Raw genomic sequence first — 21923 nt, 5'->3', positions numbered from 1 at the left:
CTTTCCATAAAAGCCGTCATCGTCCCGGCCAGTATCGGCCGGAATCGCATGGAGGCATTCGGGGACACCCGCGTGTCTGGGGCGTCAAGCTGGGTTAGCTGAAAGGCGAGCCAGAAGCCGCTTGGGGCAGCTTGAACACGCAGCTCGCGAAGGCACCGCGATGTCGCGGGCATGGCCAGCATATGGACCAGGAACTGGGCGGTTTCAAGATGATATCGTCGGGATTGGTCTGCCGAATGCGCCGAACCATCGCGCAAACTGTCACAAATCGGTGCCGGAAATTTAGCCAAGACGGCAATTTTGCCTACAAAATAACCTGATTGCTCCTTCGGCAGTCAAGTTGACGGCTCAGTGTTTGGGCAGTCGCTCTCCGTATTTGCCCGGAACTCGCGAAATTATCCAGTTGGTTCATCGGCTTACGGTGCCCCCGCACCGTGGCACAGTTCTTGCGATTCCCTTAACCGCAGGCGGCCAAGCGGCCGTTCGCAAGCGTTCCACGCCTGCGTCAGGGAGACGACATTTCATGCTTACTCAGCTTACTCACAAAATAACGACGATGACCCGCCGCCGCGCGCTCGCGGCGACCGCCGGCCTGGTTTTGGGTCTGGCTGCGTCCTCGCCGTTCGCGCCCGCCCAAGCGGCCGACGACACCATCAAGATTGGCATTCTTCACTCGCTGTCGGGCACCATGGCCATCAGCGAAACCACGCTGAAGGACACAATCCTTTTCCTGATCGACGAGCAGAACAAGAAGGGCGGCGTCCTCGGCAAGAAGCTCGAGGCCGTCGTGGTCGACCCCGCATCGAACTGGCCGCTGTTCGCCGAAAAGGCCCGCGAGCTGATCACCAAGGACAAGGTTGCGGTCGTGTTCGGCTGCTGGACCTCGGTGTCGCGCAAGTCCGTACTGCCGGTGTTCAAGGAGCTCAACAACATCCTGTTCTACCCCGTGCAGTATGAAGGCGAGGAGTCCGAGCGCAACGTGTTCTACACGGGCGCGGCGCCGAACCAGCAGGCAATCCCCGCCGTCGACTATCTGATGAAGGACGAGAAGGTGAAGCGTTGGGTGCTGGCCGGCACCGACTACGTCTATCCGCGCACCACCAACAAGATCCTGGAAGCCTATCTGAAGTCGAAGGGCGTCGCCCAGGACGACATCATGATCAACTACACGCCGTTCGGTCACTCCGACTGGCAGACGATCGTGGCCGACATCAAGAAGTTCGGCTCGGCCGGCAAGAAGACCGCGGTGGTCTCGACCATCAACGGCGACGCCAACGTTCCGTTCTACAAGGAGCTCGGCAACCAGGGCATCAAGGCGACCGACATCCCGGTGGTCGCGTTCTCGGTCGGCGAAGAAGAGCTCGCCGGCATCGACACCAAGCCGCTGCTCGGCCATCTCGCCGCCTGGAACTACTTCGAGTCGATCAAGACCCCGGCGAACGAGAAGTTCATCAAGGAGTGGCAGGCCTACACCAAGAATCCGAAGCGCGTGACCAACGATCCGATGGAAGCGCACTACATCGGCTTCAACATGTGGGTGAAGGCGGTCGAGAAAGTGAAGTCGACGGATCCGGACAAGGTGATCGACGCGCTCCCCGGCACCGAGGCGCCGAACCTGACCGGCGGCACCTCGAAGATGCTGCCGAACCACCACATCACCAAGCCGGTGTTCATCGGCGAGATCAAGGGCAACGGCCAGTTCGACGTGGTCTGGAAGACCCCGGGCCTGGTGGCCGGCGACGCCTGGTCGAAGGAGCTCGAGGGCTCCAAGGACCTGATCGGCGATTGGGTCGGCAAGAAGTGCGGCAACTACAACACCAAGACCAACAAGTGCGGCGGCCAGGGCTCTTAATAGGGCGCATCTGACCTCACCAACGACACAACACAACCTTCCAACACCGGAGAAGGCGGCATTGCTCGCCGCCTTCTCCTCCACTCCTGCCGGGGTACTGACGTGTTTGCTATTTGTATTGATCGCTTTCGTGCGCTTTGTCTCTCGATCCTGCTGCTGAGCTGCCTTGCTGTGCCGGCGCTGGCCGGACCGTTCGAGGATTCGGTCGCCAAATTCGCCAATGACGAGTTCTCCGACACGGAGGCTGCGATCGGCGAGGTTGCGGCATCGGGCAATGCGCTGGCTTCGCCCATCATCGCAGCGTTGCAGGACGGCCGGCTGTCGGCCGATCCGGACAGCAAGAAGGTCTTCATCACGCAGGCCGACGGCAAGATCGTCGACGCCGCGACCGGCGCGGCCGTCGACAAGCTGCCCGACAGCGCCGCGGCCGTTCGCCTCAACAACCGCCTGCGCCGCACCGTGGATGCCGCGCTCGGCGGCCTGACGCTGCTGTCGCCGGATCCGGCCAAGCGGCTCGCGGCTGCGCAATCGGTGTTCAAGAGCCACGAGGAGAACCTGCTGCCGACGGTCGAGGGCGCGCTCGCCAAGGAGAGCGTCAAGTCGATCAAGCAGGCTTTCGCCGAGGCGCGCGCTGCCGTCATCCTGTTCAAGCCGGATGCGTCCGACAGCGACAAGCTCGACGCCGTCGCCGTGGTCAAGGCCCGCGGCGACCAGGAGGCGCTGGCGCTGCTCACCGGGCTTGGCGACCAGCCGCCGCTGGTCGCCAAGGCGGCGGCTACCGCGGTCGCCTCGATCCAGAGCAGTCTCGCGATGTGGTCGATGGTGCAGAATGCCTGGTACGGCCTGTCGCTCGGCTCGGTGCTGCTGCTCGCCGCGATCGGGCTTGCCATCACCTTCGGTGTGATGGGCGTCATCAACATGGCGCATGGCGAGATGGTGATGCTTGGTGCCTACACCACCTTCGTGGTGCAGGAGGTGATCCGCACCCGCTATCCCGCACTGTTCGACTATTCGCTGCTGATCGCGGTGCCGCTCGCCTTCCTGGTCGCGGGCCTGATCGGCGTCGTGATCGAGCGCACGATCATCCGCTTCCTCTACGGCCGTCCGCTGGAGACGCTGCTCGCGACCTGGGGCCTGTCGCTGGTGCTGCAGCAGGCGGTGCGCACCGCGTTCGGACCGACCAACCGTGAGGTCGGCAACCCGTCCTGGATGAGCGGCGCCTTCGAGCTTGGCCAGATCACCATCACCTATAACCGGCTCTGGATCCTCTGCTTCACGCTCGCGGTGTTCGCCATCCTGCTCGCGATGCTGCGTTACACCGCGCTCGGGCTTGAGATGCGCGCGGTGACGCAGAACCGCCGCATGGCGGCCTCGATGGGGATCGCCACCTCGCGCGTCGACGCGCTGACCTTCGGCCTCGGTTCGGGGATCGCCGGCATCGCCGGCGTGGCGCTGTCGCAGATCGACAATGTCAGTCCGAATCTCGGCCAGAGCTATATCATCGACTCATTCATGGTCGTGGTGTTCGGCGGCGTCGGCAATCTCTGGGGCACGCTGGTCGGCGCCTTCACGCTCGGCATCGCCAACAAGTTCCTGGAGCCGGTGGCGGGCGCGGTGCTCGGCAAGATCGCGATCCTGGTGCTGATCATCCTGTTCATCCAAAAACGGCCGCGCGGCCTGTTCGCGCTCAAGGGCCGGGCGGTGGAAGCATGACGCCGCACATCCTGACCCGTTCGCTCGACCGTGCTGCGACCGCGTTCGTCCTGCTCGTCGCCGCGGTCGGCGTGTTGATCCCGCTGTCCAATCTGCTGCTGCCGCAGGGCTCGATGTTCCAGGTGCCGACCTATCTGGTGGCGCTGTGGGGCAAATATGTCTGCTACGCCATCCTCGCGCTCTCGATCGATCTGATCTGGGGCTATTGCGGCATCCTCTCGCTCGGCCACGGCGCGTTCTTCGCGCTCGGCGGCTACGCGATGGGCATGTACCTGATGCGGCAGATCGGCAGCCGCGGCGTCTACGGCAATTCGATTCTGCCGGACTTCATGGTGTTCCTGAACTGGGACAAGCTGCCCTGGTACTGGTACGGCTTCGACAAGTTCTGGGTCGCCGCGTTGATGGTGCTGCTGGTGCCGGGCCTGCTCGCCTTCTGCTTCGGCTGGCTCGCCTTCCGCTCGCGCGTCACCGGCGTCTATCTGTCGATCATCACCCAGGCGATGACCTATGCACTACTGCTGGCGTTCTTCCGCAACGATTTCGGCTTCGGCGGCAACAACGGCCTGACCGATTTCAAGGACATCCTCGGCTTCAACGTGCAGGCCGAAGGCACCCGTGCCGCGCTGTTCCTGCTGAGCTGCCTGGCATTGATCATCGCTTTCGTGATCTGCCGCGCGATCGTGACCTCGAAGCTCGGCAAGGTCCTGATCGCGGTGCGCGATGCCGAAAGCCGTACCCGCTTCCTCGGCTATCGCGTCGAATCGTACAAGCTGTTCGTGTTCACGCTGTCGGCCTGCATGGCCGGCGTCGCCGGCGCGCTCTATGTGCCGCAGGTCGGTATCATCAATCCGAGCGAGTTCGCGCCCGGCAATTCGATCGAGGCGGTGATCTGGGTCGCGGTCGGCGGCCGCGGCACGCTGATCGGCGCCGCGCTCGGCGCCGTCGTCGTCAACTACGCCAAGACGTTCTTCACCTCCGGGCCGCTGGCGCCGTACTGGCTGTTCATGCTGGGCGCGCTGTTCATCCTGGTCACGCTGCTGTTGCCCAAGGGCATCGTCGGCACCTTCAACAGCTGGTGGGAGCCGATCAGGGCAAGACGCAGCTCGCCCGATGCGGAGAGTGCCGCGCGCGAAGACGGCGTCGGCGCACCGAACCTGGCGGAGTAGGCAGATGAACGTCATGGATACCCGCGCCACTTCGGCCATGCTCTATCTCGACGGCGTGCACGTCTCGTTCGACGGCTTTCACGCCATCAACAATCTGTCGCTGACGCTGGCGCCCGGCGAGATGCGCGCCATCATCGGCCCGAACGGCGCCGGCAAGACCACGATGATGGATATCATCACCGGCAAGACCAAGCCGGACGAGGGCACCGTGCTGTTCGACGGCACCGTCGACCTGACCCGGCTCAACGAGACCCGCATCGCCGAGCTCGGCATCGGCCGCAAGTTCCAGAAGCCGACGGTGTTCGAGAGCCAGACCGTGCAGGACAATCTGCTGCTCGCGCTCAATGTCGATCATTCCGTGCGCGGCACGCTGTTCTGGCGCGGCAGCAAGGCGGAGTCCGAGCGCATCGACAAGGTGCTGGAAACCATCCGCCTGACCGATGCGCGCAACCGCCTCGCCGGCAGCCTGTCGCACGGCCAGAAGCAGTGGCTCGAGATCGGCATGCTGCTGGCGCAGGACCCCAAGGTGCTGCTGGTCGATGAGCCGGTCGCGGGCATGACCGACGTCGAGACCCATCTGACCGCGGAGCTGCTGAAAGAGATCAACAAGAACCACACCATCATGGTGGTCGAGCACGACATGACCTTCGTGCGCGAGCTCGGCGTCAAGGTGACCTGCCTTCACGAGGGCACGGTGCTCGCCGAAGGTTCGATCGACCAGGTGTCGTCGAACGAGCGGGTGGTCGAAGTGTATCTGGGGCGCTAGGCGATGCTGAAGATCGACAACATCAATCTCTATTACGGCGCGGCGCAGGCGCTGCGCGGGGTGTCGCTGACCGCCGAGCCCGGCAAGGTCACCTGCGTGCTCGGCCGCAACGGCGTCGGCAAGACCTCGCTGCTGCGCGCGATGGTCGGCCAGTATCCGATTGCCTCCGGTGCGATCAATTTCGACGGCAAGGACATCACCGCGTTAAAGCCCTATGAGCGCGCGCGGCGCGGCATCGGGTTCGTGCCGCAGGGCCGCGAGATCTTCCCGCTGCTCACGGTCGAGGAAAACCTCAAGACCGGCTTCGGTCCCTTGAAGCGCGAGGACCGCAACATCCCCGACGACGTGTTCTCGCTCTTCCCGGTGCTGCAGACCATGCTGGGCCGCCGCGGCGGCGACCTTTCCGGCGGCCAGCAGCAGCAGCTCGCGATCGGCCGCGCACTGGTGATGCGCCCCAAGCTGTTGTTGCTCGACGAGCCGACCGAGGGCATCCAGCCCTCGATCATCAAGGACATCGGCCGCGCCATTTCCTATCTACGCAACCTCGGCAACATCGCAATCGTGCTGGTCGAACAATATCTCGACTTTGCCTGCGAACTCGGCGACAGTTTTGCCGTGATGGACCGGGGCGCGGTGAAATATGCCTGCGATCGCGCAAGCCTCGATCCCGCCGAGATCAGCCGCCAGATGGCGCTGTGAAGATGGTGTGACGCTGCCTTTCGCGGCGTGGGTCAAGGGAGCGTCGGGGGAATGCGGACCGGGATCGCAGGCGCGGCAGCGGCGACGTTTGCGGCAAACCGCGCCCAGGGCGCGGTCAGGTTCGGCGTGCATCGCAAGGATGGCGCCACCCGCCGCGGCGACCTGCATGAGTCAGGCTCGCTGCGCGTCCGTTTCCCGTCGCCGGAAGACGACGGCCTGTCGGCCATGTTCGTCAACACCGCCGGCGGCATTGCCGGCGGCGACCGCTTCGAGGTTGCGATCGCAGCCGGCGAGGGCGCTCGGTTGACCCTGACCACTGCGGCCGCCGAAAAAGTCTATCGCGCTCCAGCGGCAGCCGCGCGGCTCGACATCGCGCTGAAGGTCGCGGATGGCGCGCATCTCTCCTGGCTGCCGCAGGAGACGATCCTGTTCGACCGCGCCCGCATTCATCGCCGCTTCGACATTGAGCTTGCCGAGGGCGCGTCGCTTTTGCTCTGCGAGATCGTGGTGTTCGGCCGCGCCGCCATGGGCGAGACCATGCGCCATGGCGAGTTCGTCGACCGCTGGCGGATGCGGCGCGGCGGCCGGCTGGTGTTTGCCGAGACCATCCGCCTCGACGGCGAGATCGGTGAGAAGCTGGCAATGCCCGCGATTGCGGCGGGCGGCTGCGCGATCGGCACCGCGCTGATCGTGCCGGGTGACGAGGCGCTGATCGAGCGCATCCGCGCGGCGTCGGACGGCTTCGGCGGCGAGGTCGGCATCTCGGCCTGGAATGGCTTTGCAATGGCGCGCTTCTGTGCCCAAGATGCGGCCCGGTTGCGCGCCGACATGATGGCGGTGCTCGGCCGCGCCTCCGCCGTGCCGCTACCGCGGCTGTGGCTCAACTAATCCTTTCAAGATCATCAGAGTGCTCGCATGAATTTGTCTCCCCGCGAAAAGGACAAGCTCCTGGTTTCGATGGCGGCCATGGTGGCGCGCCGCCGGCTCGAGCGTGGCGTCAAGCTGAACCATCCCGAGGCGATCGCGCTGATCACCGACTTCATCGTCGAGGGCGCGCGCGACGGCCGCACCGTCGCCGAGCTGATGCAGGCCGGCGCCAAGGTATTGACCCGCGCGCAGGTCATGGACGGCATCCCGGAGATGATCCACGACATCCAGGTCGAAGCGACATTCCCCGACGGCACCAAACTCGTCACCGTGCACGAGCCGATCCGATAGCCACGAACGTCATTCCGGGGCGGCCGAAGGCCGAACCCGGAATCCAGAGGTTGTTTTGGGAGATTCCGGGTTCACGCTTCGCGTGCCCCGGAATGACAGGAGAGACGAATGATCCCCGGCGAACTCTTCATCAAGGACGGCGAGATCGAGCTCAATGCCGGCCGCAAGACCGTGACGCTGTCGGTCGCCAACACCGGCGACCGCCCAATCCAGGTCGGCTCGCACTACCACTTCTTCGAAACCAACCCGGCGCTGAAATTCGACCGCAAGAAAGCCCGCGGCATGCGCCTCGACATCGCCGCCGGCACCGCCGTCCGCTTCGAGCCCGGCCAGACCCGCGACGTCCACCTCGTCGCGCTCGCCGGTAAGCGCGTGATCTACGGATTCCGCGCCGAGGTGAAGGGGAAGTTGTAGGCCCGATGCTTCCCGCGCTCCGCATGGTCTCCGAAGCCGCTGAGCTTGCTGCGCGCCGTCACAACGGCATGGCGCGCAAGGGGCGGGGGAATGAGCCGTACCTCAATCATCTGGCCGAGGTTGCGAACCTGCTGGCGCAGGTGACTGATGGCGCCGATGCCGAGCTGGTGGCGGCCGGCTGGCTGCACGACACAATCGAGGACACCGAGACCACGCGCGAGGAGCTCGCGGAGAAATTCAGCGAACGCGTTGCCGCGCTGGTGGTCGAATGCACCGACGACATGAGCCTGCCGAAGGCCGTGCGCCGGCAAAAGCAGATCGAGGACGCTGCGCACAAGTCGCCTGGCGCAAAGCTGATCAAGACCGCCGACAAGGTCAGCAATATCGGCGCGCGGATCGCGCCGCATCCAAACAACGACGAACGCGACGATCTCGCCGACTATGCGGCCTGGGCCGACAAGGTCGTTGCCGGTTGCCGGGGGATCAATCCGCGGCTCGACCGCATTTTCGACGACACCATTGCGCGCGCCAAGGCCGCGCTGGCTGAAACTGGGGGCTGACATGTCCGTGAAGATCAAGCGTTCCGTCTATGCCGACATGTTCGGGCCGACCACCGGCGACAAGGTGCGGCTGGCCGACACCGATTTGATCATCGAGGTCGAGAAGGACCTCACGACCTATGGCGAGGAGGTGAAGTTCGGCGGCGGCAAGGTGATCCGCGACGGCATGGGGCAGTCGCAGGTGACGAACGCGCAGGGCGCGGCCGATACCGTCATCACCAACGCGCTGATCGTCGATCACTGGGGCATCGTGAAGGCCGATGTCGCGATCAAGGAGGGCATGATCGCCGCGATCGGCAAGGCTGGCAATCCGGACATCCAGCCCAACGTCACCATCATCATCGGCCCGGGCACCGACGTGATCGCGGGCGAGGGCAAGATCCTCACCGCGGGCGGTTTCGACAGCCACATCCACTTCATCTGCCCGCAGCAGATCGAGCACGCGTTGATGTCTGGCGTCACCTCGATGCTCGGGGGCGGCACCGGTCCGTCGCACGGCACCTTCGCCACCACCTGCACGCCCGGCCCGTGGCACATGGGGCGGATGATCCAGTCGTTCGACGCCTTTCCGGTGAACCTCGGTATTTCCGGCAAGGGCAACGCCTCGCGCCCGGCGGCGCTGGTCGAAATGATCAAGGGCGGCGCCTGCGCGCTGAAGCTGCACGAGGACTGGGGCACCACGCCGTCAGCGATCGACACCTGCCTCTCAGTGGCCGACGATTACGACGTCCAGGTGATGCTGCATTCGGACACGCTGAACGAATCCGGCTTCGTCGAAGACACGATCAAGGCGTTCAAGGGCCGCACCATCCATGCCTTCCATACTGAGGGCGCCGGCGGCGGCCATGCGCCGGATATCATCAAGATCGCCGGCCTGAAGAACGTGCTGCCGTCCTCGACCAATCCGACCCGGCCATTCACGCGCAACACCATCGACGAGCATTTGGACATGCTGATGGTGTGCCATCACCTCGATCCGTCGATCGCCGAAGACCTGGCGTTTGCCGAAAGCCGCATCCGCAAGGAGACCATCGCGGCCGAGGACATCCTGCACGATCTCGGCGCGCTCTCGATGATGTCGTCGGATTCGCAGGCGATGGGCCGGCTTGGCGAGGTGATCATCCGCACCTGGCAGACCGCCGACAAGATGAAGAAGCAGCGCGGCGCGCTGCCGCAGGACAAGGGCAACGACAACGACAATTTCCGCGTCAGGCGCTACATCGCCAAATACACCATCAACCCCGCGATCGCGCATGGCGTGTCGAAGCTGATCGGCTCGGTCGAGAAGGGCAAGATGGCCGACCTCGTGCTGTGGTCGCCGGCGTTCTTCGGCGTCAAGCCGGACTGCATCATCAAGGGCGGCTCGATCGTGGCGGCGCCGATGGGCGATCCCAACGCCTCGATCCCGACGCCGCAGCCGGTGCATTACCGGCCGATGTTTGCCGCTTTCGGCAAGGCGCTCACTGCGTCCTCGGTGGTGTTCACCTCGAAGGCCGCGGTGACCGGCGGCCTCGCCCGCAAGCTCGGGATCAGCAAGAAGCTCTACGCGGTGCAGAACACCCGCGGAAAGATCTCCAAGAAGAGCATGATCCACAACGATGCGACGCCCAAGATCGAGGTCGATCCGGAGACCTATGAGGTACGCGCAGACGGCGAGCTGCTGACCTGCGCGCCGGCCGAGGTGCTGCCCATGGCACAGCGCTATTTTATGTTCTAAAACCGCTCCCGGTAACTAGAGCGTTTTCGAGCGAAGTGGATTTCCGGTTCGCGGAAAGAAAACGCGTCAAAACAAGACTCAAGCCAAAAGAGAAAACCGGGAGGAATTTCCGTGATTTACGTCGTTGCTACGCTGACCATCAAGCCCGAGACCCGCGCCGAGTTCATCGCCGCGGCGACGGCCTGCATCAAGGAAACCCGCAAGGAGCCCGGCAACATCGCCTACGATTTGCACGAGAGCGTCACCGACCACAGCAAGATGGTGTTCGTCGAGCAGTGGGAAAACGCCGAGGCGCTGGTGCCGCATCGCACCGCCGAGCACATGAAGACGTTCGGCCGGGTCGCCGTGAAGTGCATGGCCGCGCCGCCGAAGATCGAGGTGATCACGCCCGAGAAGGTCGACGTTCGCTGAAGCATGATCCGGAAAAGTGTGAAGCGGTTTTCCGGAAAGATCATGCTCAAACAAAAAGGAGGCTTCGAGCGCGACCCTCGCGCTTGAAGCAACAACAAGAACGGGAGAAGCACATGATCTATGTCATCGCCACCACGCCGATGAAGCCGGAGAACAAGGACGACTTCATCAGGGGACACAAGGCGTGCATCGCCGAGACCCACAAGGAGAAGGGCTGCCTCTCCTACGAGGGCCATGTCAGCGTCAACGATCCCAATCTGTATGTGGTGGTCGAGCGCTGGGAAACCCGCGACGACCTGACCGCGCACAGCAAGGCGCCGCACATGAAGGTGTGGCGCGAATATTCCGCCGAGATGAAGACGGGCCCGACGGTGATCGAGATCATCAGCGACGCCAAGGTTCAGAAGATCTGAGGCAATCGATGATCCGCGCAACCAAAGTCCTGGGACAGCATCGCTGGACGGAAGCGGGGGCCGACACCGTCGTGCTCGATTTCGACGACCGGCACCGGCGGCGGATGGCGATGACAGGGACGCGCGGGCTCGAATTCCTGCTCGATCTCGAAAACGCCGTCGCGCTGCGCGGCAGCGACGCACTGGTGCTGGAGGACGGTCGCCTCGTCGAGGTGGTCGCTGCTCCCGAGCCGCTCGCGGAAATCCGCGGCAGCGATCCGCATCTTATGATCCGGGTCGCCTGGCATCTCGGCAATCGCCATCTGCCGACGCAGATCATGCCGAAGGGCCTGCGCATTCGGCGCGATCACGTGATCGAGGCAATGGTGAAGGGGTTAGGGGCCCGTGTCATCGAGATCGAAGCGCCGTTCGATCCCGAAGGCGGCGCCTATGCCGAGCATGCGCATGCCGACGCACCCGCGCATGGTCACACCGGGCACGATCATGCCCATGGCGGCGCGCACGATCATGGTCACTACCACGGTGATGGTCACCATCACGATCACGCGCATGACCACGACCACCATCATCATGATGAGCATTGCGACCACGCTCATCATCACCACGACCACTCCCATGCTCATGACCACAAATGAGCCTGATCCCGCCGCGGTGCGCGGCGGGATGGCGGAGGACGAGGCGGCTGCGCTGTACCGGCTGATGACGTGGCTGTCGCCGTCTTTCCCGGTGGGCGCGTTCGCTTATTCCAGCGGCATCGAATGGGCAGTCGAGGCCGGCGACATCACCGATGCCGCATCGTTCCGCGGCTGGCTCGCGGCGATGCTCACCGACGGCAGCGGCTTTTGCGACGCCGTGTTCCTTGCGCAGAGCCATCGCGCGGCGTCGGAGCCCGGCCACGCCGGGCTGAAGGAGATCGCCGAGCTCGCGGCTGCGTTCGTGCCGTCGCGCGAGAGGCAGCTCGAGACCACCACGCAGGGGCGCGCCTTCATCGAGATCGCCCGCGCAGCCTGGAATTCGTCCGGCCTCAACGCGATGATTGCGGCCTGCGACGGCCCGATCGTGTACCCGGTCGCGGTCGGCGTCGTCAGCGCCGCGCACGGCATCCGGCTTTCGCCGTCGCTGCATGCTTTCCTGCATGCCGTGCTCTCGAACTGGATTTCCGCAGGCAGCCGGCTGATCCCGCTCGGCCAGACCGACAGCCAGCGCGTGCTGGCCGATCTCGAACCGGTCGTTGCCGCAACCGCGGCGCGGGCCAACGCAGCCTCGCTCGACGATCTCGGCAGTGCGACTTTTCGGGCCGACCTCGCTAGTCTGCGTCATGAAGCGCAATACACGAGGCTGTTCCGGTCATGATGCGTCCTCCGCTGTCGTCCCGGCGCAGGCCGGGACCCATAACCACCGGCCTTCGTGGTTATGCAAGTCTGCGGCCCCAGCTTCGCGCAGCAATTGAATTCGGTGGTAATCGGTCCCGGCCTTCGCCGGGACGACGATGGATGGATTGATATGCCCACTTCTCATGGTCCGTTACGCGTCGGCGTCGGCGGTCCGGTCGGCTCCGGCAAGACCGCGCTGATGGATCTGCTCTGCAAGTCGATGCGCGAGCGCTACGACATCGCGGCGATCACCAACGACATCTACACCAAATGGGATGCCGAGTTTCTGGTGCGCTCCGGCTCGCTGACGGCGGACCGCATCGCCGGCGTCGAGACCGGCGGCTGTCCGCATACCGCGATCCGCGAGGACGCCTCGATGAACCTCGCCGCGGTCGCCGATATGCGGGCGAAATTCCCCGATCTCGATCTGGTCCTGATCGAGTCCGGCGGCGACAATCTGGCGGCGACCTTCTCGCCGGAATTGGCTGATCTCACGATCTACGTCATCGATGTCGCCGCCGGCGACAAGATCCCGTCCAAGGGTGGCCCCGGCATCACGCGATCCGACCTTCTGGTGATCAACAAGATCGACCTCGCGCCCCATGTCGGTGCGTCGCTTGAGAAGATGGACACCGACGCCAGGCGGATGCGCGGCGAGCGGCCCTTCGTGATGACCAACCTGAAGAAGAGCGACGGCCTCGACCGCATCATCAGCTTCATCGAGACCAAGGGTGGCCTTCGGTCGCAGGGTGCAGGCAAGACGGCCAAGACGGGTTAGGCGTTAATGATTGTGGCAGATCACTAGCACTGCCGCTCGCCCCGTCATCCTGAGGAGCGCGTAGCGCGTCTCGAAGGATGGACGGCCACCAGCCGGGCCGTGCATCCTTCGAGGCTCGCTCCGCTCGCACCTCAGGATGACGGTGATGAAGTAGTCTGGCCGAGCCGCCGCAAAAAAGCTGCGCAACCGCCGGAACAATTGCCAACTTTGACGATTAGCAACCTTTAGCGCCGCCAAAGACCGCCGGGTGGCGTCGTCGTTAATGTTGCCGACCGGCTCCTGTTGCGTACCGATGATCGCTATTCCATATTCCTTTGCGGCCGGCGTTCATCGCACCCTGATTTGTCGCCGCCCCCGCAGAAGCCAGATGCCTACCGTCCCCTTTCGCCACCCCCTGATTGCCGAGTAAGCGTGTGGTTCGACTGGGCTTCATCGTTGCATTGATTGCGCTGATCGGAGTTCTGCTCTCCGGTCTTGCCGCCTATCGGGTGCACGATCAGGAGCTTGCAATCGACGGTATCGCGCTGGCGCGGGCGATCGACGTCCATGCCAGCCTGGTGCAGGACCGCCTGACCGAGCGCGAGCTGCTGGCGCGGGTGGCCTCGGGGCTGTTCCGGACGCCGTCGATGGTGAAGGCCAATATGCTGCAGCCGCTGCGCTCGGCGATCTACGCCTTCAAGACCGATTTCGTCGTCGCCGCATGGATCGCGCGGCTCAAGCCGAACGAGCTGACCGCAGCCGAGGCGGAGCTGAAGGCCGCCGGCTTCACCAATCCCTCGATCCGCGATTTCGACGACCAGGCGCTCGACATCAAGGCGCTCGACAAGCCGATCAACGTGCTGATGGACGTCGAGCCGCGCAATCCGGAGACCCTGAGCATCCCGGGCCGCGCCTTCGACCGTCACTCGGTGGTCGGCCCGATGCTGGCCAAGGCGATGGAGAGTGCCAAGCCGGTGGCCTCGGACCCGGTGCCGCTGTTGCGGCAGAACGGCCCGGTCGGGGTCGTGCTCGCCGCGCCGGTGTTCCAGGAGGGTGGATCCGAGCCGGCCGGCTTCATCACCTTTTCCTACGAGCTGTCGTCGCTGATGCTGACCAACGACGATTCCTCGCTGTTCGCGGTGGCGTTGAAGGATCCGCGCGATTCCAATGACGAGTTCACCGCCAACGAGCAGGGCATCGTCACCTCGCGCGCGGTGCGCCAGGACGGTCCGCTGCCGTCGATGGTCCGCACGGTGACGTTCGGCGGCCGGGACTGGTCGCTCGACTATTACGCCAAGAGCAACGCCACGGTGCGTGCGCAGCAGACCGCGACCATCGTCGCGGCGATCGGCCTCGCGCTGACCGGCATCGTCTGCGGCCTGTTCGGCTATGTCGCCTACAACAATTTGCGCCTCAGCCGCGAGATCGAGGTCCGGATCGGCTTCGAGCGCCGGCTCACTGCGGTGATCGACGAGCTTAATCATCGGGTCAAGAACATCCTCGCAGTGATCCAGTCGATCGTGACCCGCACGCTGCGCCACGGCGCCGACATGGACGTCGCGCGCGAACTGTTGATCGGGCGCATCCACGCGATGTCGAATGTCGTCACGCTGCTCAGCGAGAGCCAGTGGCAGGGCGTCAAGCTGAAGGGCCTGTTCGAATCACGGGCGATCCCGCATGCCGACCGGATCGCGGTGAACGGTCCCGACATCACCGTCAGCGCCCGCGCCGCGCAGTCGCTGTCACTGCTGTTCTTCGAGCTCGCCTCGCACTCCGATGAAGGGCTGTCGCTGGTCGGCAAGCATCCGCACATCGTCGCGAACTGGGAGGTCGCCGGCGAGGATGCGGACGCGGTGTTCCATTTCCGCTGGGAGGAGTTCAACACCAGCCAGGCGACGCGGCGGGCCGACAGTGATTTCGGCCTGATCTTGCTCGACCGCGTCGCGCCGGAGGCGCTCGGCGGCACTGCGAAGCGCTACTTCACCGACGTCTCCTATGTCTACGAGCTCACCGCTCCGATGGACACCGTGGTCGACATGAGCGAGCGCGACCGCACCGAGCAGCTCTCCGCGCCGGTCCGACCGGCGAAGAAGTAGAGCGCGCGCCGCAGCCGCCTCAGGTTGAGCGGTTATGTTATTGCCCGGATTGATCGAAATCAGGCGCGCGGGGCGGCGCTCACGTGATCTGTGTCGAAATCCGGTATCCGTAATAGCCCGCAACCGAGCGTTAAAACTTCGTTGAACATGCTTGGGCATATACCGAGCAGGATACCGACTGAGGACCCCGATGAGGCTTTGGGTCAGCCTGACCTTGCTTGCGGCAGTTTTGCCTGTCGGGCTGTCGCTTGCCTTGACCCCGGCGACGCCGCCGCGCGACCCTGCGACAATCCGTGCCAGCTATCGCCGGCCGGACGTGGTTCCGTTCCCGAGCGACAATCCCTATTCGGAGGCGAAATCCGCGCTGGGGCAGATGTTGTTCTTCGATCCGCTGCTGTCGCGGTCCAAGACGCATTCCTGCGCCAGCTGCCACAAGCCAAGCCTGTCATGGGCCGACGGCCTTCCGCGCGCCATCGGTGAGGATCCGAAAGGCTTGCCGATCCGCTCGCCGACGCTGATCGACGTGGCGTTCTTCGAGCCGCTGGGATGGGACGGCAAGTTCAGGGATCTCGAATCCGTTGCGTTCGGGCCCATTCTGAGCCCGATGAACCTGAACATGACCGAGCCGGAATTGATCGCGCGTCTCGCGGCGATCCCCGGCTATGTTGATGCATTCGCCCACGCGTTCGGCGACGGCGCGATCACGCGACCGAGGATCGAGCAGTCGCTGGCGACGTTCGAGCGCTCCATCGTTGCAGGCGAGGCCCCGTTCGACCGCTGGATCAAGGGCGACGAGAGCGCGATCGGCGCATCAGCCCAGCGTGGCTTTGCGCTTTTCAACGGCAAGGGACGCTGCTCGTCCTGCCACAGCGGCCCATCCTTCTCCGACGGGTCCTTCCAGGATATCGGCACCGCCAAGGGCCACGACATCGGGCGCGGACGTTACTTTCCGACCTCGGCGAAGCTGAAATATGCGTTCAAGACCCCGACATTGCGTGATGTCGCGCGCCGTGCGCCCTACATGCACGACGGATCGGTCGCAACGCTGGAAGATGTCATCGAACTCTACAACAAGGGTGGGATCGAGCGGCCGAGCCGGTCGCCCGACATCAAGCCATTGTCTCTGACGGCAGGCGAGAAGAAGGACCTCATCGCCTTCCTGCAGACCCTGACCGCCACGGCCCCGCCGGTGGCGGGGATCCCCAAATTGCCGCGCTGAGCGCAGCAGAGGGTTCAGAGCGGGGGTTCGTCAGGCGAGGTGCGGCAGTGCGGCCCCAAGCAGGCCGAGCCCGATGATCAGGAACCCGCCGGCGCAAGTCTCGAGGGCCGCCGTGCGCGACGGGAACGATTTTGTCACATTGGCGAGGGCTGACCCCACCCCGATACTCACGACACTCAACGCTCCGAACATTTTAACCGGCCTCCCGATCCGATTTGTCCGGATTTCACTACGACAGTTGAATTGAGCCCCCGTGCCGGAAATAGCTAAAATTCGATGGAACCGGCCGCAAAACATGTTCTGAGGGACGGGTTGGGGCCTGCCTGCCGCAATTAACCACAATGCAACCAGCGGATGTCAGGGGCAGGCGCAAAGCTTAAAATTTGATATAAGTTAAACAAGTCCTTAAGCGTAAGTGTGTGTGTGGGCGGTTGGTTCAATGTTTAATGGGCGGGAGCGAGATGCCGCGTCGGCTGTGCGCTCCTTTTTCGCCACGTGCCTTGCAGCGGTTTTGTTTTGCGTCACAGCCGCGCGCAGTGCCGAGGCACATGTCAAATGGTTTTGTGCTTACGATGTCGCCGGTCAGCCGCGCGGACTCGAGAATGTCCTTTGCCTCGATTTTGAACTGCTGCTCGGCGTCGCCGTCTTCTGGCTGTTTGCGGGCTGCCTGATCGAGCCGACGTCGCTCGGCGATGCGACCATTCGCGTGCTGGACCGCATTACCGAGGGACTGCGGCTGCACACCGAACTGATGATGCGCGCGGTCTGCGCGTTCTTCTTCATCTCGATCTGGGCCGTCGGCGGCATCCTGCTGACGCCGGAGTTGAAGACGTCGTCACCGCTGGTGGGCGCGTTGCAGCTCGCCATCGCCGCCGGCATGCTGTCGCGGCGCACGCTGCCGCTGTCGGCCGTGGGGATGGCGATCCTGTTCGGCATCGGTGTCCGCGACTACGGCGTCTTCCATCTCGCCGACTACCCGATTTTTCTAGGCGTTGCCGCCTATTTTGCGCTGATCGGGCTGAACAAGGACCTGTTCGGAATCCGGCCGATCGACGTGATGCGGTACGCCGCGGCGGTGACGCTGATGTGGGCCTCGATCGAAAAATGGGCCTATCCGGAATGGAGCTTTCCGCTCCTGATCGAGCATGCCGGAATGACCCTCGGCTTCGACAATGAATTCTACATGCGCGCCGCGGGCATGGTGGAGTTCACGCTCGCCTTCGCCTTGATCTGGACGCCGTTGATCCGGCGCTGTGCCGCCGCCGTGCTGACAGGGATGTTCATCAGCGCGTGCTTCGAATTCGGCAAGATCGACACCATCGGACACTCGGCGATCATCGCCGTGCTGTTTGCGATTGTCGCCGACAACAAGGTGTTGGCGCGCGATCGTCGCGCGCCCTGGCTCGCCCCGGTCGCGCTCTGTGCTGCGCTGTCGCTGACGCTGTTCGTCTACTATTTCGGTCACGCCGCGATCTTCAAGACCTCGGTCCTGTAGATCCGTTGCTTCAAGGGGCTATTTGGCGACGTGGACGGCGAGCTTCATCTTCGGATGAATGCCGCACAGCACGGTGTAGTCGCCGGGCACGGAAAAGGTGACGTCGAACTTGCTGCCCGGCTGCTGGTCCCCCGAGTCGAAACTGAACGTCTCGGTGCTCAAATAAGCGTGATGAAGCAGTTCGCCGTCATCGTTAATGAACCGTAAAACCTCGCCGCGCTTGATCGAGATCTCCGCCGGCTTGAACTCGCGATCCTTCTGCGAAATGACGTAGGGCGCCGCACCCAGAGCGGCGCCGGCCAGCGCTCCCGTGACAATCGCGGCCACCAAAGGCACGCGGCCGGACCGGCCGAGGCGCAGGATGCGCAACAAGCCTGATTGCATGAGACCCCCGCTTGGAATTCCAAAACCGGCTACTTGAGCGTGCAAATGATGCGTCCCGGATTACCTGTAAGGGTGATTATCGCCAGCTGATCTTAACGATTTCAGCATGAGTTGCAGTCACTACTAAAGCAATTTTGAGCAGACAGACATTTTTCCGCTAGCGCTGCGCGTTTCTGCGTAGCTTGAGCATCGAGCACTACGGCGAAACGCGGGTATGGATAGCCTATTAGGCAATCTCAAGGTAAAGACCGGTGCAGCCTTTCGGTTCGCGACCGGCGGCCTGTCGCGTGTTGCCCTGACCACGGGTTCGATCCGCACCCAGATTCTGATTTTCTGTCTCGCGATGAGCGCCGTTGCCGTCGCGCTCGGCGGATACTCCATCCTTGGTATCCGCCATGCCGGCGATCTGGTGGCCAAGACGTTCGACGAATCCCTGATGTCGATCAATTACGCCCGCGCGGCCGGTGCGGACTTCGCCTCGATGCGGGTCGCGTCGTCGCAGCGCCTGCTGACCACGGATCCGGAAATTCGTGCCAGCCTCGACAGCCAGATTGAAAAGCTAGGCAAGACGCTGGCGGAAGACCTGACGATCGCTGCCGACCGGTCGCAGTCCTCGCGGGCCGCGCAAGCCGCGGCAAAGGTTCAGGAAGCCGCCGACGCCTGGATGGCGCTGCATCGCCGTGCGATCGGATCGTCGGTCGAGGGAAATTCGGCGGCTGATCCACATGCATCGGGGACGACGGTCGGCGATGTCGATCGCTACTCCAAGATCGTCAGCCAGCAGGTCGAGCTGCTGGTCAACTACACGGCCGGCGACGGCTTTCTGTTCCGGCAAAAGGCGCTCTCGACGATCAAGCGGGATCTGCAGCTCAACGTCGCCGGGCTGACCGTCGCGCTGTTCCTGTCGGCGCTGTTCTCGTGGTTGTTGGCGCGCCGGATCATCGGGCCCGTCGCCATTGCATCGCGGGCCGCGCGGAGCATCGCCGGCGGCGACCTCGACGCGACCGTTCCCAAGGGCGGTACCGACGAACTCGGCACGCTGCTGACCGCCATGGAAACCATGCGCGACAACATCAGGCGGATGGTCGATCAAGAGGTGTCGCAACGCCGTTCCGCGCAGGCGCGGCTTTCCGATGCGCTCGAAACGTCGCACGAAGGTGTCGTGCTGCTCGATGCGGATGGCCAGATCGCGCTGGCCAACTCGCGCGCCAGCGAATTCATCCGTCTTTCGCCGCAGCTTCTGCAGTCGGATCGGCTTGATGCCCCCAGCCTGGCGCCGGCCGACGGTGACTGCGATGGCTTCGCGAGCGAGGCGCAGCTTTCCGACGGGCGCTGGCTGCGTGTCAGCCGCAGCGAGACGCAGGAGGGCGGCGTCGTTCTCGTCTACAGCGACATCTCCGCGCTGAAGCAGCAGAAGGCCGAGCTGCATGAAACCAATCTGCGGCTCGACGCGGCGCTCACGCACATGTCGCAGGGGCTGTGCCTCTACAACAGCGAGGCGCGGCTGCAGGTCGCCAACCGCAGGTTCTGCGAGATCTTCGACATTTCGCCGGAGCTCGTCGTTCCCGGAATGACCATGGAGGACGTGCTCGGCCTCAGCGTTGCCGCCGGCAATCACGGTGACCAGACCGTCGAAGACCTGCTGGCGGAACGCGAGCGATCGATGGCCCAGCACGAGGGCAACTATCTACAGCATCTCAGCGATGGACGGATCATTGCCATCGCGCAACGGCCGACATCCGACGGCGGCTGGCTCGTCACCTGCGAGGATGTGACCGAACAGCAGCGGGCCGAGTCGCAGATCGCGTTCATGGCCCGGCACGATGCTTTGACCAGGCTGCCGAACCGGACGCTGCTGGCGGAACGGATCGAGCTGGCGGTCGCTCAGGTCGGCCGCGGATCCGGCTTCGCCGTGTTCTGCCTCGATCTCGATAATTTCAAGCAGGTCAACGATACGCTCGGGCATCCGGTCGGCGACGAACTGCTGTGTGCGGTCGCCGACCGCCTCAACGCCTGCGTCCGCGAGGTCGACACCGTCGCGCGCCTGGGCGGCGACGAGTTCGCGGTCATTCAGTGTGGCGTCCAGGGCGGCGAGGAGGCCGAGCGCCTCGCTCGCCGCATCGTGGAATGCGTCGGCGCTCCGTACGAGCTGAACGGGCATCGCGTCGTGGTCGGATGCAGCGTCGGCATCTCGATGTCGCCGGTCGACGGCACCACCGGAGAGAAGCTCCTGAAGAACGCCGACGTCGCTCTGTACCGCGCCAAGATGGAAGGCCGGGGCACCTGGCGCTTCTTCGAGCCCGCGATGGACGCCAGCCTGCAGCGGCGCCGGGCAATCGAGCTCGATCTCCGCGAAGCGATGGCCAAGGACGAGTTCTCGCTGTACTACCAGCCGCTTTACGATCTCCATCTCGACCGCATCTGCGGCTTCGAGGCGTTGCTCCGCTGGCATCACCCGAAGCGGGGAATGGTGCCGCCGGACCAGTTCATCCCGATCGCGGAAGAGATCGGCCTGATCGGCCCGTTGGGAGAATGGGTACTCAATCGCGCCTGCGAGCAGGCCGTCACCTGGCCTACAGAGATGAAGCTCGCGGTCAACGTCTCGGCGGTCCAGTTTCGCGATCCCGACTTCATCGACGTCGCCGTCAACGCGCTTACGGCGTCAAAATTGTCGCCGCGCCGGCTGGAGCTCGAAATCACCGAATCCGTCTTCCTCGCGAACAGTAACGAGACGCTTGCAACGCTGCACAAGCTGAAGGCGCTGGGACTGCGCATCGCGCTGGACGATTTCGGCACCGGCTATTCGTCGCTGAGCTATCTGCGCAGTTTTCCGTTCGACAAGCTCAAGATCGACAAATCCTTCGTGCGCGACTTGACCGCGACGCATGGATCGAAATCGATCGTGCGCGCCGTCATCAGCCTTGGCAGAAGCCTTGGCATGACCACGATCGCGGAAGGCATCGAGACCGTGGAGCAGTTGGACCACATGCGGGCCGAAGGCTGCAACGAGGCCCAGGGCTTCCTGTTCAGTCATCCGGTCCCGGTCACCGAGATCGCGGGCAAGATCCTCGAATTGAGAAACGGCTTCAAGCCGGCTGCCGTCCAGCAGGCGATGGCCGGCTGATGGTGCGGCCGTCGCGCAACGCGACGGCGATCGCGGACAACGCTCTAGTCTGACGATGGTCGATCGAGACGGGCGACGGTCTACTCGATCCGGCGTGCGCGCGTCTCCGGCTTCCTGGCTTCGTTGATCGCCTCGACGTATTCTCGCTGGTGCGTGAAGCTGAGCTGATCCCAGCGGGCTCGCGCAGCCGGGGTGAGCGCCTTGTCGAGGTCGGGCGGGATGTCGACAGTTCGCTTTTCGGCATCGAGCTCGAGCGTGACCTGTAATGTCTCGCCGCCCTTGAGACCCGCCGCCTCGCGGTTGCTCTTTCGCAAGGGAATGCAGGCCTGCCCGCCCATCGAGGCGATGGTGCTTCGATAGGTGTAGCCGTTCAGCGTAACGAGGACCGGAACGCGAACCTTGCCGAAAACAACCTTCGGATCGAACGTCACCGGTATGAAGCAGGCGCCGCCCTCCAGGACGATGGTGGCTTCAAACGTCTTCCGGGTCATGCTGCGCGATACCGTGATGGACGATCGCCGAATGAAAAAGGCGGCCCAGCGGGCC

21 protein-coding genes are annotated in these 21923 nt (G+C 64.0%); 19 read left to right on the top strand and 2 right to left on the bottom strand.

The window, feature by feature from the left end; all coding sequences use genetic code 11:
* Window positions 1-523 precede the first annotated feature (523 nt).
* The 18 genes from urtA to ACE103_RS38705 all read left to right on the top strand — a co-directional run bounded on the left by urtA (window position 524) and on the right by ACE103_RS38705 (window position 17869).
* Window positions 524-1852 carry an urea ABC transporter substrate-binding protein gene (urtA, locus tag ACE103_RS38790; RefSeq protein ID WP_223966545.1) on the top strand — a complete coding sequence of 443 codons (1329 nt, stop codon included), beginning with the start codon at window positions 524-526 and terminating at the stop codon, window positions 1850-1852.
* 117 nt (window positions 1853-1969) lie between these two features.
* A complete protein-coding gene (gene urtB, locus ACE103_RS38785) occupies window positions 1970-3565 on the top strand; it encodes an urea ABC transporter permease subunit UrtB (RefSeq protein ID WP_374707958.1) in 1596 nt (531 codons plus the stop codon).
* Window positions 3562-4731: an urea ABC transporter permease subunit UrtC gene (gene urtC / locus ACE103_RS38780; protein WP_375777269.1), complete on the top strand. Its 1170-nt coding sequence runs from the start codon at window positions 3562-3564 to the stop codon at window positions 4729-4731. Before urtB ends, urtC begins: the two co-directional genes overlap by 4 nt.
* A gap of 4 nt (window positions 4732-4735) precedes the next feature.
* A complete protein-coding gene (urtD, locus tag ACE103_RS38775) occupies window positions 4736-5497 on the top strand; it encodes an urea ABC transporter ATP-binding protein UrtD (protein ID WP_375777268.1) in 762 nt (253 codons plus the stop codon).
* Window positions 5498-5500: 3 nt separating this feature from the next.
* The gene (urtE, locus tag ACE103_RS38770; protein WP_092119000.1) at window positions 5501-6196 is read left to right on the top strand and encodes an urea ABC transporter ATP-binding subunit UrtE; all 696 of its coding nucleotides are present in this window, start codon (window positions 5501-5503) and stop codon (window positions 6194-6196) included.
* A 51-nt stretch (window positions 6197-6247) separates the two neighbouring features.
* On the top strand, window positions 6248-7084 hold the full coding sequence (locus ACE103_RS38765; protein WP_375777267.1) for an urease accessory protein UreD: 837 nt from the start codon (window positions 6248-6250) through the stop codon (window positions 7082-7084).
* A gap of 27 nt (window positions 7085-7111) precedes the next feature.
* Entirely contained in the window at window positions 7112-7414 is a 303-nt protein-coding gene (locus ACE103_RS38760; RefSeq protein ID WP_050387204.1) for an urease subunit gamma, read from the top strand.
* Between the two features lie 108 nt (window positions 7415-7522).
* Window positions 7523-7828, top strand: a complete 306-nt coding sequence (locus ACE103_RS38755; RefSeq protein ID WP_038387566.1) for an urease subunit beta — start codon at window positions 7523-7525, stop codon at window positions 7826-7828.
* A 5-nt stretch (window positions 7829-7833) separates the two neighbouring features.
* Window positions 7834-8388 carry an HD domain-containing protein gene (locus tag ACE103_RS38750; RefSeq protein ID WP_375777266.1) on the top strand — a complete coding sequence of 185 codons (555 nt, stop codon included), beginning with the start codon at window positions 7834-7836 and terminating at the stop codon, window positions 8386-8388.
* Window position 8389: 1 nt separating this feature from the next.
* Window positions 8390-10105: an urease subunit alpha gene (ureC, locus tag ACE103_RS38745; RefSeq protein WP_375777265.1), complete on the top strand. Its 1716-nt coding sequence runs from the start codon at window positions 8390-8392 to the stop codon at window positions 10103-10105.
* Between the two features lie 111 nt (window positions 10106-10216).
* Entirely contained in the window at window positions 10217-10516 is a 300-nt protein-coding gene (locus ACE103_RS38740; RefSeq protein ID WP_024581875.1) for a putative quinol monooxygenase, read from the top strand.
* A gap of 113 nt (window positions 10517-10629) precedes the next feature.
* Window positions 10630-10929, top strand: coding sequence for a putative quinol monooxygenase (locus tag ACE103_RS38735; RefSeq protein ID WP_097673792.1), 300 nt, complete (start codon window positions 10630-10632; stop codon window positions 10927-10929).
* 8 nt (window positions 10930-10937) lie between these two features.
* A complete protein-coding gene (locus ACE103_RS38730; protein ID WP_375777264.1) occupies window positions 10938-11564 on the top strand; it encodes an urease accessory protein UreE in 627 nt (208 codons plus the stop codon).
* Window positions 11545-12282: an urease accessory protein UreF gene (locus ACE103_RS38725; RefSeq protein ID WP_375781268.1), complete on the top strand. Its 738-nt coding sequence runs from the start codon at window positions 11545-11547 to the stop codon at window positions 12280-12282. The genes ACE103_RS38730 and ACE103_RS38725 overlap by 20 nt, the downstream gene beginning before the upstream one ends.
* 150 nt (window positions 12283-12432) lie before the next feature.
* On the top strand, window positions 12433-13080 hold the full coding sequence (gene ureG, locus ACE103_RS38720) for an urease accessory protein UreG (RefSeq protein ID WP_375777263.1): 648 nt from the start codon (window positions 12433-12435) through the stop codon (window positions 13078-13080).
* 413 nt (window positions 13081-13493) lie between these two features.
* Window positions 13494-15155: an HWE histidine kinase domain-containing protein gene (locus ACE103_RS38715; RefSeq protein WP_223966563.1), complete on the top strand. Its 1662-nt coding sequence runs from the start codon at window positions 13494-13496 to the stop codon at window positions 15153-15155.
* A 190-nt stretch (window positions 15156-15345) separates the two neighbouring features.
* The gene (locus ACE103_RS38710) at window positions 15346-16374 is read left to right on the top strand and encodes a cytochrome-c peroxidase (protein WP_375777262.1); all 1029 of its coding nucleotides are present in this window, start codon (window positions 15346-15348) and stop codon (window positions 16372-16374) included.
* 511 nt (window positions 16375-16885) lie between these two features.
* The gene (locus ACE103_RS38705; RefSeq protein ID WP_375777261.1) at window positions 16886-17869 is read left to right on the top strand and encodes a hypothetical protein; all 984 of its coding nucleotides are present in this window, start codon (window positions 16886-16888) and stop codon (window positions 17867-17869) included.
* An 18-nt stretch (window positions 17870-17887) separates the two neighbouring features.
* Here the strand turns inward: ACE103_RS38705 and ACE103_RS38700 are convergent, their stop codons facing one another.
* Complete coding sequence (locus tag ACE103_RS38700) at window positions 17888-18253, bottom strand: methylamine utilization protein (RefSeq protein ID WP_223966569.1); 366 nt, start codon at window positions 18251-18253, stop codon at window positions 17888-17890.
* 214 nt (window positions 18254-18467) lie between these two features.
* On the opposite strand from ACE103_RS38700, the gene ACE103_RS38695 reads away from it, so the two are divergent.
* Window positions 18468-21377 carry an EAL domain-containing protein gene (locus ACE103_RS38695; protein WP_375777260.1) on the top strand — a complete coding sequence of 970 codons (2910 nt, stop codon included), beginning with the start codon at window positions 18468-18470 and terminating at the stop codon, window positions 21375-21377.
* 80 nt (window positions 21378-21457) lie between these two features.
* Here ACE103_RS38695 and ACE103_RS38690 read toward each other — a convergent pair whose 3' ends face one another.
* Window positions 21458-21868, bottom strand: a complete 411-nt coding sequence (locus ACE103_RS38690) for a DUF1905 domain-containing protein (RefSeq protein ID WP_375777259.1) — start codon at window positions 21866-21868, stop codon at window positions 21458-21460.
* Window positions 21869-21923 lie beyond the last annotated feature (55 nt).

It is taken from the genome of Bradyrhizobium sp. ma5 (genome assembly GCF_042258955.1).
Taxonomy (GTDB): Bacteria; Pseudomonadota; Alphaproteobacteria; order Rhizobiales; family Xanthobacteraceae; genus Bradyrhizobium.
Note: the sequence above shows the minus strand (reverse complement) of the source record. Positions and strands in the feature narration are given on the sequence as shown.

Excerpts from the sequence above, each read along its gene's own strand:
- ACE103_RS38700 (WP_223966569.1), bottom strand. The coding sequence starts at position 18,253 with ATGCAATCAGGCTTGTTGCGCATCCTGCGCCTCGGCCGGTCCGGCCGC.
- ACE103_RS38765 (WP_375777267.1), top strand. The coding sequence starts at position 6,248 with ATGCGGACCGGGATCGCAGGCGCGGCAGCGGCGACGTTTGCGGCAAAC.
- ACE103_RS38735 (WP_097673792.1), top strand. The coding sequence starts at position 10,630 with ATGATCTATGTCATCGCCACCACGCCGATGAAGCCGGAGAACAAGGAC.
- ACE103_RS38755 (WP_038387566.1), top strand. The coding sequence starts at position 7,523 with ATGATCCCCGGCGAACTCTTCATCAAGGACGGCGAGATCGAGCTCAAT.
- ACE103_RS38760 (WP_050387204.1), top strand. The coding sequence starts at position 7,112 with ATGAATTTGTCTCCCCGCGAAAAGGACAAGCTCCTGGTTTCGATGGCG.
- urtC (WP_375777269.1), top strand. The coding sequence starts at position 3,562 with ATGACGCCGCACATCCTGACCCGTTCGCTCGACCGTGCTGCGACCGCG.
- ACE103_RS38730 (WP_375777264.1), top strand. The coding sequence starts at position 10,938 with ATGATCCGCGCAACCAAAGTCCTGGGACAGCATCGCTGGACGGAAGCG.
- ACE103_RS38725 (WP_375781268.1), top strand. The coding sequence starts at position 11,545 with ATGCTCATGACCACAAATGAGCCTGATCCCGCCGCGGTGCGCGGCGGG.
- ACE103_RS38690 (WP_375777259.1), bottom strand. The coding sequence starts at position 21,868 with ATGACCCGGAAGACGTTTGAAGCCACCATCGTCCTGGAGGGCGGCGCC.
- ureG (WP_375777263.1), top strand. The coding sequence starts at position 12,433 with ATGCCCACTTCTCATGGTCCGTTACGCGTCGGCGTCGGCGGTCCGGTC.
- ACE103_RS38710 (WP_375777262.1), top strand. The coding sequence starts at position 15,346 with ATGAGGCTTTGGGTCAGCCTGACCTTGCTTGCGGCAGTTTTGCCTGTC.
- ACE103_RS38750 (WP_375777266.1), top strand. The coding sequence starts at position 7,834 with ATGCTTCCCGCGCTCCGCATGGTCTCCGAAGCCGCTGAGCTTGCTGCG.
- urtD (WP_375777268.1), top strand. The coding sequence starts at position 4,736 with ATGAACGTCATGGATACCCGCGCCACTTCGGCCATGCTCTATCTCGAC.
- ACE103_RS38695 (WP_375777260.1), top strand. The coding sequence starts at position 18,468 with ATGGATAGCCTATTAGGCAATCTCAAGGTAAAGACCGGTGCAGCCTTT.
- urtA (WP_223966545.1), top strand. The coding sequence starts at position 524 with ATGCTTACTCAGCTTACTCACAAAATAACGACGATGACCCGCCGCCGC.
- urtE (WP_092119000.1), top strand. The coding sequence starts at position 5,501 with ATGCTGAAGATCGACAACATCAATCTCTATTACGGCGCGGCGCAGGCG.
- ureC (WP_375777265.1), top strand. The coding sequence starts at position 8,390 with ATGTCCGTGAAGATCAAGCGTTCCGTCTATGCCGACATGTTCGGGCCG.